General features: G+C 60.0%; 10 protein-coding genes. 4 read left to right on the top strand and 6 right to left on the bottom strand.

What is annotated here, in order from left to right; genetic code table 11:
• Positions 1 to 37: 37 nt before the first annotated feature.
• Complete coding sequence (locus GKIL_RS02650; protein WP_023171828.1) at positions 38 to 787, bottom strand: choice-of-anchor J domain-containing protein; 750 nt, start codon at positions 785 to 787, stop codon at positions 38 to 40.
• Positions 788 to 1,233: 446 nt separating this feature from the next.
• Between GKIL_RS02650 and GKIL_RS02645 the strand changes: the two genes are divergently transcribed.
• The 3 genes from GKIL_RS02645 (at position 1,234) to GKIL_RS02635 (ending at position 6,889) form a co-directional block, all read left to right on the top strand.
• A complete protein-coding gene (locus GKIL_RS02645) occupies positions 1,234 to 3,996 on the top strand; it encodes a TonB-dependent receptor plug domain-containing protein (RefSeq protein ID WP_023171827.1) in 2,763 nt (920 codons plus the stop codon).
• Between the two features lie 10 nt (positions 3,997 to 4,006).
• Positions 4,007 to 6,148: a tetratricopeptide repeat protein gene (locus tag GKIL_RS22170; protein WP_023171826.1), complete on the top strand. Its 2,142-nt coding sequence runs from the start codon at positions 4,007 to 4,009 to the stop codon at positions 6,146 to 6,148.
• 90 nt (positions 6,149 to 6,238) lie between these two features.
• On the top strand, positions 6,239 to 6,889 hold the full coding sequence (locus tag GKIL_RS02635) for a Uma2 family endonuclease (RefSeq protein ID WP_023171825.1): 651 nt from the start codon (positions 6,239 to 6,241) through the stop codon (positions 6,887 to 6,889).
• A 26-nt stretch (positions 6,890 to 6,915) separates the two neighbouring features.
• On the opposite strand, the gene GKIL_RS02630 is transcribed toward GKIL_RS02635, so the two are convergent.
• From GKIL_RS02630 to GKIL_RS02615, 4 genes are all read right to left on the bottom strand, one after another.
• Entirely contained in the window at positions 6,916 to 7,158 is a 243-nt protein-coding gene (locus GKIL_RS02630; RefSeq protein WP_041243673.1) for a hypothetical protein, read from the bottom strand.
• Positions 7,159 to 7,168: 10 nt separating this feature from the next.
• Entirely contained in the window at positions 7,169 to 7,816 is a 648-nt protein-coding gene (locus GKIL_RS02625) for a hypothetical protein (protein WP_023171823.1), read from the bottom strand.
• Positions 7,813 to 8,277 (bottom strand): hypothetical protein, encoded by a 465-nt coding sequence (locus GKIL_RS02620; RefSeq protein ID WP_023171822.1) that lies wholly within the window; start codon positions 8,275 to 8,277, stop codon positions 7,813 to 7,815. Before GKIL_RS02620 ends, GKIL_RS02625 begins: the two co-directional genes overlap by 4 nt.
• Before the next feature lie 129 nt (positions 8,278 to 8,406).
• Entirely contained in the window at positions 8,407 to 8,673 is a 267-nt protein-coding gene (locus GKIL_RS02615) for a hypothetical protein (protein ID WP_023171821.1), read from the bottom strand.
• Positions 8,674 to 8,762: 89 nt separating this feature from the next.
• Here GKIL_RS02615 and GKIL_RS02610 point away from each other — a divergent pair, with 89 nt between their 5' ends.
• On the top strand, positions 8,763 to 9,134 hold the full coding sequence (locus tag GKIL_RS02610) for a hypothetical protein (RefSeq protein WP_023171820.1): 372 nt from the start codon (positions 8,763 to 8,765) through the stop codon (positions 9,132 to 9,134).
• On the opposite strand, the gene GKIL_RS02605 is transcribed toward GKIL_RS02610, so the two are convergent.
• Positions 9,135 to 11,321 (bottom strand): glycoside hydrolase family 57 protein, encoded by a 2,187-nt coding sequence (locus tag GKIL_RS02605; RefSeq protein WP_041243672.1) that lies wholly within the window; start codon positions 11,319 to 11,321, stop codon positions 9,135 to 9,137. It lies immediately after the preceding gene.
• Positions 11,322 to 11,601: the final 280 nt, after the last annotated feature.

Genomic DNA, 11,601 nt, shown 5'->3' with positions numbered 1-11,601 from the left:
AGCGAACCCCGGACGGCTACTCATTCGTATGTGCTCTTTAGCTGCGGGGCCGCCAGCGACGGCGCAGGGCAGCTCCACCCAGCAAAAGAAGCAGCCCGGAGGATATTCCCACCGTGGGTTCGGGAACGTAGTTCACCGTATCGATGCCGACGGCAGGAAAGGTCGTGCTGGCGGTGCCACCCTCGGGGGTGGTGAACTGAAAGGCGATGCGGCTTGCTTCGCCGTTTGCCTGGGCAGCAATATCGACCGAGAAGTTCTCAAAGGCGTCGCTGGAAGCAAGCGAACCGGGATAGAAAGAACCCTGGGCTTGATTGTTGGAGAGGCTGAGCAGCGAGGTGTTGAAGTTGGCCGTGTTGCTGCAGTCGGTGGTACACAGCAGCACGTTGAGCGAAAAGTTTCCCTCAGCGCCTACGAAAGTCCGGGTGGAGAAGGAGAAGGCTCCCCCCTGGCTGATGTCGAGTTCTGGGGTGATGAGGTAGTTGTTGACCGTGCCCACGCCGGTAAACGGATCGCCGGGGGTGCTGCTGAAATCTGCCGCGATGTAGGAATTGGAGGGTCCGTCGCTGGTGGTAAACAAGTCGGAAGTGCCCTGAAACCAGCCCTGCAGCGGATCGGTGGGGTCATCGAAGGCCGGGTTGCTCTGATTGACAAGCGACCAACCCTCGCCCGGTAGAGCACTGACATCCTCGAAACCCTCGCTCAGGGTCTCGACCCCAATCGCCTGGGCTGGATGACTTGCGATCGTAAGCAAGGCAGCCAATGACAGAAACAGGACGATTCTGCGCATGATCTACTCCCGACAAAACACTACACGGTCTTGACACTCTTGAAGACAGACCGCAGGCACATAAATTTTTGAACAGACACAAAAATTTTGAGCCCCGGACTGAATACTGATCCAAACTGTACCCCATACAGCGCAAACAAGTAAAGTCAGAAAATTGAAAAATGCGCGCCACAGAGAAACAATTAAAATCAGTTGGCTTTCTTGGGTAGAAAGGCTGAGAAGCCCCACCTTCGTGGATACAGCGGTGCTGGGCTGGCCACAAGAATGAGTTTTATGAGAAATTCATGAGAAATTCATGAGAAGGTTAATGTCAGGTTAAAGACGATTAAATCCAGGTTAAAACGACAGCAACTCACAAGTCGAGCAATAATGTTTCTGTGTCTTTGATAGTGTTGTGAGCGAGTGTCAATTGTGGTAGTGGTATGTGCGTTGAGGAGTTAGTCACGATGGGAAATCTTGTGCAAGGAAGGCGGGGGGTAAAAAAGCGATGGCCGCTGGGACTGCTGCTTCTGGTGCTCAGCCCGGCAGCCTGGGCAGAGGAGACTCCTTCAGGGGTGGTTCGCCTGGAGCAGTTGCGCAGGGGGGCGGCAGGCAGCGCAGGAGATCTGAATATGCCGGCAAGACCGCTCATCGACGTTGGTGAGCTGGCACTGCTTGCCGCCCAGGGCGATCCGGCCCAGCAGCGCACGCCATCTGCCCCGCAGGCAGAAGAAGAGGGGGAGGAGTTGGCGGAGGTCGAGGTGACCGGCACCCGCCGGACCCGGCCCCAGCGGCGGGAGACGGTGACGCGCTACGAGATTAAAAAAGAGCAAATTGAGGCGAGCGGAGCGGTGACAATCTCCGACGCCCTCACCAAGCTCTCCCCTGGTTTTTTTGCCACCAACTCTCTAGGCGGCATCGATACCGAGCGGGGCACCTTCTTGCGGGGTCTGGACTCGCGGCGTTTTCTGGTGCTGGTGGATGGCCGCCCGACCACCCGTCCGGGCAACAACCGCTCCATCGACCTCGGTCGGGTTGGGGTGACCAATATCGAGCGCATCGAGGTGATCACCGGCGGAGCCGGGCTGCTCTACAGCGCGGACGCGGTGGGCGGAGCGATCAACATCATCACCCGCGTGCCCCAGGGACCGGCGCGGGTCCGGCTGCGCAGCGAACAGGGCAGCTACGGCTTCAGCCGCTACACCTTCAACCTCACCGGCAGCAACGAACTTGCTCCGACCACGGCGGGTTTTTTTGGTTATGAGTTCAACTACGAGCGGCGCAGCGCTTATAACAACTACTTCGGCACCTACTACCAGGAGCCGGTGGGCGAGGGGATCGCCCTGCAGGGAACCGGTGTCGAAGCGCTGGTGCCGCCGGACGCGCCTTCGACGCCCACCTCGGCTGCAGCCTTAAACAACGTTCTCTACCAGATACCGATTTCTTTTAGTAAGCCCTTTCGCTCCGGGTACACCTTCAACGACGATTTTCTGGCTAAGTTCGTCTACCAGCCGGGCAGCGATCATACGCTGACGCTGACGTTTTTGAAGCTTTCTTCCCGCACCGGCGACCAGTTTGCCGCTCCCAACCTGGTGCCGCGCTGCCGCATCGTGCCCGAGAACTACGGCATCTCGCTGGAACTGTTCGACGGGGGCCGGTTGCTGCCCCCCATCGATCCGTTCTCGGACAACCCCGAGCGGCGTACCTACACCCGCTGCGATGTCAACGTCACCCCGACCCCGGCGGACCAGGCGCTCAGTGGCCGGGGGGACCAGGCTCTCGACGAATTTACAGCGGCGCTCAACTACGACTGGAAGCCTTCGCCCAGCAGCCGTCTGAACCTCCAGGGTTCCTGGGCGAGCAGCTTTGCGGACAACCCTTCTTCCCCCGGTACGCGCCTGGTCTCCGCCAATCTGGTGGACGCCCAACTGCGCTACACCCTGGATGTGTCGCCCGCCAACACGTTCAACACGGGCCTGCAGTACAACTACGCCCGCTACACGGCGACGCCGGTGGTAGGGGCCGGGGGAAACCAGCAACCGCTTACCTCCTTCAACCGGTTCTTCCAGCCACTGCCGCAGCCGGTGGTTTCGCCTTATTTCGCCGTCGATTTTTATAAAAACAGCTGGTCGGCTTACCTGACCGACCAGTGGCGCTTCTTCGATGAGGCGGTCGTGCTCGATCTGGGCACGCGCATCACCACCGACGACTTTTTTGGCACCTTTACCACGCCGGGGGCGGGCCTGCGCTGGAACATCGGTCCCAAAGAACAGGAGATCCTGGCGCTGCGGGCCAGCTGGTTCGAGAGCTTCAAAGCGCCGGGGCTATCCCAGCTTTTTGGCTACGGCGGCTACAGCTTCACCCAGGTGTCCGATCTGGGAGGCCAGGTAGATTACGTGCGCAACCAGCTTTTGCGCCCCGAGACCGGTGTGAGCTACGACTTTGGCTTCGATCTCAACCTTGGCCCTTCCGCCCAGTTTCGCCTGACCTACTACCGCACCCAACTGACCAACGGCATCGTCGAGAACGTGCCCATCAGCCTGCAACCGCTCCAGATCAGCACCCTCGAAGGGGTAATCGACAACCCGGCCTATGCCAACTTCACCCCGGAGCAGCTGGCACAGCTGCAGTTTACGCCCTGCTTCGGCGTGGGCTCGATTCCGGCGACAGTCAACGGTGTGCCGGCCTGCCAGAACCTGATCACCAACGTCAACGCCCAGTCGTACCTGAGCACCGGCTGGGATTTTTCTTTTAACTGGCAGGTAACGCCCCAGTTCGAGATCTTTGCCTCCCACTCGATCGTCGATGCCCGCCCCGTCGGCAACCCGGTGCTCAACACCTTCCCCGACATCACCACCGGGCTGAACCTGCCGCTCGGCTCCGGGGGCATTCAGGGGGGCTACTTCTACAACTACCAGTCTCTGGACGTCCCGTTCAATACGACCAACGTGCTTTTGCGCTACAACTCGCCCGGCGGGTTCCGCGTCGCGCTGACAGGACAATTCGTGGGTCTCAGGCCGCGCCCTGACGGTGGTCCGCACTACTACCTGCCCTACAACCGCTGGGATCTGACCTTCGGTGTGCCGCTGGTGCCCGGTTTGACCCTCACCGGCGGGGTGTTCAACCTCTTCAACGACCGCAGCATTCTGGCGGACGGCACCCTGGCTATCGGCGGCGGTGTGCTCTCGCCTCCTACCACCTTTCGAGCCGGTGTCGAGGTCGTGTTCTAGGGCTTTTTGTATGAAGCGGGCCAGAGGTTTCGGTAAACCGTCGCCGTCGCGCACTCCCCCTCTGGACCGGTGGCTGCGCACTGCCGATGCGCACTACCGCTCCTGCGAGCTGGATGCCGCTCGCGCACTCTACTGCCAGATCCTCGACGCTGCACCGCAGCATCCGGACGCCCTGCATCGGCTGGGTCTTCTTTTGTACTTGCAGGGCGATCCCTTCAGCGCCGAGGCACCGCTCAGCCAACTGGTCGCCCTGCACCCGGTCGATGCCAGTGCCCACAACAATCTGGGGGTGGTTCTGGAGGCCCAGGGCCGGGCCGAGGAAGCGGAGGCCGGCTATCGGCGGGCGATTGCCCTCGATCCGCAGTTGAGCGCTGCCCACAACGGCCTGGGTAATGCGCTCTTAGAACAGGGCGACGCGCCGGGGGCGGAGGCCAGCTACCGGCAGGCGATTGCCCTGGACCCCGGTTACGCCGAGGCCCACAACGGCCTCGGTAACGCGCTATTAGAGCAGGGCGACCCGCAGGCTGCCCTCGTTGCCTACGAACAGGCCGTGCAACTGCAGCCCGATCTGGCGGACGCCCAGGCCAACTGCGCCTACCTCCGCCTGCTATTGGGCGATTTTGAGCGGGGATGGCAAGCCTACGAGTGGCGGTGGCGCACCGGTTGGGCCGCTAGGCCGGAGACAATCCTGGGCCGTCCGCGCTGGGACGGCAGCGATCTGGCGGGCAGGGCGGTGCTGCTGGTAGCAGAGCAGGGTTTTGGCGACACCATCCAGTTTGTCCGCTACGCGCCTTTAGTCAGTGGGCGGGGAGCGAGCCGCGTCTTCTTGCTCTGTCGCCCGGCAGAGCGGCGGTTGCTTTCTACCTGCGGGGGCATCGACGGGCTGCTGGTGCAGGGAGAATCGCTGCCGGATTTTGATCTCTGCGCCCCCCTCGGCAGTCTGCCCGGTCTTTTTGGTCCGGAGCTGCCGGCCCAGGTGCCCTACCTGCGCCCTCCCGCCGCTCCCGCTGATCCGTCCTGGATTGGGCGGGTGAGCGCTACCGGCGCTTTGCGCGTTGGCCTGGTCTGGTCTGCCACCCGGCTGCGCTACCACGACCGCAAGCGCTGCTGTCCCCTGCAACTATTGGCACCCCTGCTGGAGTGGCCGGAGCTTGCGTGGTTCAGCCTCTATAAAGGCGAGGCAGGTAAAGCAGAACTGGAGCCTTACCGGGCGCACATCGTCGATCTCGGACCCTATCTGCAGGATTTTGCCGACACAGCCTGGGCGATGACCCAGCTGGATCTCATCATCACTGTCGATACAGCTACTGCCCATCTGGCGGGGGCGCTGGGCCTGCCGGTGTGGATCTTGTTGCCCTGTGTACCGGACTGGCGGTGGATGCTGCAGCGCTCCGACAGCCCCTGGTATCCGAGTGCGCGGCTGTTTCGCCAGTCCACCCCCGGCGACTGGCAGGGGGTGATCCAGCAGCTCGCCGTCGCCCTGGGACAGTGGTGCGGCAAAGAGCCGGCCTACGTCCCTGCCCCTGCTGTGTCGGCTACCGGCAGTCAAAATTTGTCACCGATCGCAATAGCGATCCCCCGTGCGGTGCAACTGGCGGCGCGCCACCACGAGGCGGGTCGGCGGCAACAGGCAAAAGACATCTACGCCTGGATACTGCGCCACGATCCGGACCACCCCGATGCCACAGCAGGAATCGGGATGCTCGCCCTGGAGGCTGGAGACACCCAGACTGCCCAGGCCGCCCTGCGCCGGGTCATCGCCCTCAAACCCCAGGACGCACTGGCCCACTACCAGCTCGCCCAGGTGTACCTGTCGCTGGATAAGACCGCCCAGGCGGAGGTCCACTGTGAGCGGGCGCTTACCCTCGATCCGGCCCTGGCCGAGGCGCACGTCACCCTGGCCCACCTGCTGGCGGTACGGGGAGCCCTGGCGGAGGCGCAGAAACATCTGGAATGCTCCCTCAAGCTCCGCCCCGACTTTGCCGGTGCCCGCAACAACCTGGGCAACCTCCTGCAGCAACAGGGACGCCTGGAAGAAGCGCTCGAGTGCTATCGGCAGGCGCTCGCCAGCAAACCGGACCTGGAGGCAGCCTGGCTCAACTACGACCGCTTGCTGTCCGATTTAGCTGCCACCCGGCAAAAGGCAGATTAGGTGTGCCAAAGTCATTGCAGTAAGCTTGAACTACCATTGGGAAACTCGGGCAGTGGAGTTCTGAACCGAACAGGCGGATGAAACCGGACAATGGCTGTGCAGCTTCAACTTACACAACTCGAACTGGTGCCTGGACAGAGAATTGTCCTGCGAAAGGTGAACTGGCAGCAGTTTGAGGACATCCTGGAAGAACTGAGCGACCACCGGAGCAGCCGTCTGGTTTACTTTAAAGGAACGTTAGAAATTGTGGCTCCTCTGCCGAAACACGAGCAGGTAAAAGTTGTTATCTCCTACCTGCTCACGACATTACTGGACGAACTTGACAGGGATTGGGAATCGTTAGGATCAACTACCCTCAAGCGGCAAGCGATGCAGGTGGGCGTTGAGCCAGATGATTGTTTCTATATTCAAAATCATGCCCTGATGATTGGCAGAGACCGGATTGATCTGAGTGTGGACCCGCCACCGGATCTGGCATTGGAAATTGATCTCACTTCTAGAACGCAACTGAGTGCCTACGAAGCATTGCAGGTGCCAGAGATTTGGCGATATGAACAGGGTGGGCTACAAATCAACGTGCTACGCGACGGTCATTACGTCGAGTCCCCAGTCAGTTTGACGTTCCCCGACTTCCCTGTGATCGAGGGAATTTCGAGGTTTTTAGAAATGAGTCGAACTACAGGAACACGTCCGGCGCTGAAAGCCTTCCGTCAGTGGGTAAGGGAGCAGCTTCCGAAGTGACTTCTCCGTGTATTCGTATCGACAAACTAAAGATTAGTGGGCTCTGCGACATAGACCCAGCCCTGCAGTGCCAGCCCCAGGCAGATAAAAAAGCCCAAGATCTTGAGCGGCGGGCTGAATTTGCCGGTCTGAAAGGCCCGAAAGGGCAGGGCAAAGAAGACGACAGCTCCAAGGATTGCCGCCACCATCTGCCAACTGACGCCAGGGTTATCGCTCGGAATCTGTCTGCAAATATCAAAGGAGGGCACGATCATCTCCAGCCTGATCACTCGCCGCTTCTCAAGTGCGTGTTCTTAGCTTCACTTCGGCCTCACCAGTCCTGGCTATTAAATTGCGGATGAGTGTACCAAACACCCTCCAGCCAACCAGACTTAGGCTGCCATAACGGGTTGCCATTTGCAGTTCGGCGATGCGGATCTGAGCAACGCCGTCGAGTTCGACGCCATTACACAAAACTGTAGATTCATCATCGTCGAGACGAGGTAGGTACATGCGACGAATAGATTTGAAAGACAGCAATTCTCCAATAACTGCTGCTGCTTTCGGATTGTCCTCCCGAATTGGATTCAGCCTGAGTAAGATAGCGTACTCCCGTCGCCCTGGAACCAGATCGCAGGTAGAGCTAGCTACGACGTATTTTCCGTTGTTTATCCTTTCGCCCATGAAATAAGCTGACTCGGTACCCACGATATCGCCCTGCAGAAAAGTAAAAACGTCGTCTTCTTTAGAGAGAATTTCCCGTACCAGTGCCTCCTCGTAGAGAATGGGGGGCTGCACCAGAGCACCCGGACGGTTGAACACTTCCTGCCGTTTCCTCGTTTTGCCCAGGCTTTCCGCAAACTCTCGCACGATCTTCAAGGCCCGATCGTCGTGGGAGTACTGCTGTAGCGCCTCCTCCAGACTTTCAAGATCGGTCGGTGTGCTCAAGTGGGATCCTGCGCAGCAAAGGCGCTCCCCAACTCGTCCACATTCAAAATCACTTCGTCATCCGGATCTAACTCCAGCCCTTCCGGAGCAATTTTCTCGAAACCAATGCGGGTAGGCAGAGAAGGCAGTTCGCCAATCATACTCACTGAATGGATGAGTGTCTCTACAGTTGCATCATCGCGATGACGCTGCACGGCTTTGCTAGCTGCAATAATCAACTGAAAGCCATTGCGCAGACGCTCCACTTCTGCAGCCAACCCCACCAGGCGCTGAAAGTCATGTTCCTCAACGATTCGATAGCGGCCAGAACGGGTAGTGAGAGCACCGACAACACCGTTACCAATTGGCGCTAAAGCAGAGGAACCGACCTTGCGGAATTGCTCGAACGATGGCCATACGGGACCTGGCTGAAGAGCCAAGTTTCTCTGTGGTCCAAACATATTTAGAGCCTGCACTGTCATCTCAAGCTCCAACATACCTCTCAGGTATTATCATGCTACCTCGTGAGCCAACGAAGAGCCAACGGAACCCCAACGCATGTCGGGTGTTCTACCTCAGTTTGAGGGGAGTTTTATTTTGCTTATGCTGAGTCAGCGCGCTCCATTCGCCACATAGACCCAGCCCTGCAGCGCCAGCCCCAGACAGATAAAGCCCAAGATCGTGAGCGGCGGGCTGAATTTGCCGGTCTGAAAGGCGCGAAAGGGCAGGGCAAAGAAGACGACAGCTCCAAGGATCGCCGCCACCATCTGCCAGCTCACACCGTGGTAGACCATCGTCATCGGCGCGACCAGGAGCATCAGCCCGATGCTGAAGGCTAGAAAAAACGTAAGGAGCGAATAGAAAAGACCGCCAAACATCGAATCTGGGTGTCGGGGTGCTTTCCAGTGTAGTGGCTGAATTGCGGTCTCCAGCTAGGATCGAGAAAGCCGGGATCGAAGTTGTAGCTATGAAAGCAAATCATTTATCCCTCGTTGCTTCTGTCGCTGTCGGGTTACTGGCCTTGAGTACACCGCTCAGCGCCCAGCAGCCCGACGCTCGTCTGCCCCTCGCTGTCGGCGGCTCCAGTCCCTACGCGGCGGACTGTGCTAAGAGCACCTACGGGGCGCTTACCAAAGAACAGGCGATCGATCTGTGCCGCACCGCCACCGCCTACACTGCGGATTGTGTGAGCAAAGCCTACGGTCCCCTGACGCGGGAGCAGACCCTCGATGTCTGCCGTATCGCCGCCCCGGAGACCGGTAACTGTGTCGCCAAGGCTTACGGTTCGTTTACCCGCGAGGAAGTGGTGCGCCTCTGCACGGGCCGCCGCCTGCCTTGATCAGGGCACCTGCACTTCGAGGGTGGTCGTCTCGGGGATGACCGCCTCGAAGCGGCCATCGCGGGCGAGCACGACGACGAACTGGGGATGGACGCCGCTTGTGATCTCAAGATCGTCCCAGGGCACGGCCACTTCCAGGCACTCCTGCAGGGCGAAACGGGTCGAAGTCGGGACGGGATACCACTTATTAAATTCACCGGCGGCGAAGAGCTGGCAGTGGCGGTGGAGGAGATCGATCTCGAATTTGTGGCGAAACTGGTAGCTCACCGGCCCTTCGCCTGGCCGGTCCCTCAGATCGATATTGCTGTTGTAGTGGATGAGATGGGGGTAGAACCAGTAGATCTGGACCACCGCAGGCCGCTCGGCTCCAAAGTCGAGCCGCAGATAGAAGTAGCGCTGATCCGCGCCGTACCAGAGGCGCTGGACGCTGCTCGCCCTGTGCATCGTGCCTCTGGCACCACCCACCTCGTAGCAACCGGCGTCGTGCCACTCCTGCTCAAAGGCGTAGCCGGTAATTTCTGGCTGGATGAGCGCTTTGGGCACCCGGCTGCCGGGGCTGTCGTGGCGCTCGAGGGGAGATTTGAGCGGCGCGGGTATCGCTTCGCCCAAGGAGACGTACAGTGCCTGCAGGTGCTCACGAAAAAGCTGGTCGAACAGGGCGTCCTGCTGGGAGCTGTGGCCGTAGCCGAACCACCAGAACCAGTCGGAGCCCTCGGCGGCCCAGAGCGCTTCCCAGGACGCCTCGGTGGCGCGGGGATGGCCTTCGAGCACCTGGCGGGCCTGGGCGAGCAGTTCCCAGGCCCGATTTTTAATCGGATCGCCGATCCAGGTGGTGAAGTCGGCGTTGATCCACGAGCCGCTGTGGAGCTTCTCCAGCGGTAGCGTGCGCTCGGTGCCGTGCTTGTCGAGAAATTCGCTCACCGTGACGAGCTTGATGGTGCGGTGGCGCGACAACCGGGCGTAGAGCGCTTCTAAGAAGGGCTTGCCGTCTTGATAGTAGTACTCCCAGCAGTTCTCGCCGTCGAGGGCGACGGTGACAAGGTGGGGACCGGCAGCCTTCTGGGCCTTGAGCAGGCGGCTGATCGCTTCGAGCTGTTCGATAAAGTCGCGGGCGGCTTCTTCAGCGGGTCGCCGGGCATACTCAAAACCGATCAGATCCGAGAGGCGGTGGTCGCGAAAGACCATCGAGAGCGGTCCGGCGGGGGTGTCGATGAGGTAGGGCCGGTAGAGCAGATCCGGTGCCTGAACGTGGCCGTAGTCGTCGCGGTTAAAAAAGTGGCCAAGGGAGTTGCCGAGCACGCCCTCGTCGGAGACCAGCCAGCGAAAGCCCGCCTTGGCCACCTCCGGCAATACCGCCGGGCTCACCGACTGCTCCGAAGGCCAGAGCCCACGCGGCTCGGTGCCGAAGCGGGTCTGATAGTTCTCTTTGCCCCTTAAAAGCTGGGAGCGCACATCTTCGGGCCAGTTGAAGCGCGAGCGGGGCAGGAGCATCTGGGGGCGGGCGACCCGACCGCTGTCGGTGTTGGCGAGCAGCGGCAAGATCGGATGGGTATAAGGCGTCGTCGTCACCTCGATCTGGCCGCGCTCCTGCATGATCTTGTGCTGAGCGACGATCCGGCCCATGATCTCGCGCTGTTTGGCGTAGATGGCGCGGCGGTCTTCGAGGGTAAAGCCCTTGTCCTGGGCGATCCAGGAGCGCACCTGGGGGTCTTCTTCTTGAAAGATCGGATCGAACCAGCAGAGGTTGTGCCAGGCGAGTAGATCCTCGTAATCTTCCGGCTGCCAGTTCTGCAGGCACCAGGCCGTGCCCCGCTGCTCGCGCATCTCCAGTAGTTGCGTGTAGCGCGGGTAAGGGTAGATCAAATGTTCCCAACTCGCATCGAAGAAGCGCTCGATCACAAAGCGTCGCTGCTCCAGGGTCAGGTCCGCCACCGGTGTGAGCAGCGCCTCCAGCCACGGATCGATGGCCGTTCCAGCCACATAGTCCTCGATCTGCAGCAGGAGCGACGGCACGAGGTTAAAAGTCTGGTGCAACTTCGGATAGCGCTCTAGGATCAACGCCAGATCCAGATAATCTTTTATGCCGTGCAGCCGCACCCAGGGCATCAGGTAGCGCCCGGAGAGCGCACTGCGGTAGAGCGGCTGGTGCTGGTGCCAGATAAAAGCAACATAGAGCGGATGACCCAATGACATCGCGACCCCCCGGCCAAAATATCTTTCAGGGTATCAAGGGGATCGCTCTGGGTGTACCGATTTTTGACAACCCGCTGCCATCTTGCACGACTACCCAGGCTTTATTTCCTGTACAAGTTGCAATTTGGCAGCAGGTTGTCGCTTTCGAGCGCTTCACCTGGCCCGTCGGCAGCCCAGTTACACTCAAAAAAGCAACCAGAGAATGACCGTCTCCAAAAAGCCTGCCTCCACACTCCAGCCAAAACCTCAGGCTTATTTAGCTTCGTCCACTTAA

The organism is Gloeobacter kilaueensis JS1, assembly GCF_000484535.1.
Taxonomy (GTDB): Bacteria; Cyanobacteriota; Cyanobacteriia; order Gloeobacterales; family Gloeobacteraceae; genus Gloeobacter; species Gloeobacter kilaueensis.
This window is presented reverse-complemented; position numbering and strand designations above follow the sequence as displayed.

What these genes read in the sequence shown, in the direction of transcription:
- GKIL_RS02650 (WP_023171828.1), bottom strand. Translation starts at nt 787, where the DNA reads ATGCGCAGAATCGTCCTGTTTCTGTCATTGGCTGCCTTGCTTACGATC.
- GKIL_RS02645 (WP_023171827.1), top strand. Translation starts at nt 1,234, where the DNA reads ATGGGAAATCTTGTGCAAGGAAGGCGGGGGGTAAAAAAGCGATGGCCG.
- GKIL_RS22170 (WP_023171826.1), top strand. Translation starts at nt 4,007, where the DNA reads ATGAAGCGGGCCAGAGGTTTCGGTAAACCGTCGCCGTCGCGCACTCCC.
- GKIL_RS02635 (WP_023171825.1), top strand. Translation starts at nt 6,239, where the DNA reads ATGGCTGTGCAGCTTCAACTTACACAACTCGAACTGGTGCCTGGACAG.
- GKIL_RS02620 (WP_023171822.1), bottom strand. Translation starts at nt 8,277, where the DNA reads ATGACAGTGCAGGCTCTAAATATGTTTGGACCACAGAGAAACTTGGCT.
- GKIL_RS02615 (WP_023171821.1), bottom strand. Translation starts at nt 8,673, where the DNA reads ATGTTTGGCGGTCTTTTCTATTCGCTCCTTACGTTTTTTCTAGCCTTC.
- GKIL_RS02610 (WP_023171820.1), top strand. Translation starts at nt 8,763, where the DNA reads ATGAAAGCAAATCATTTATCCCTCGTTGCTTCTGTCGCTGTCGGGTTA.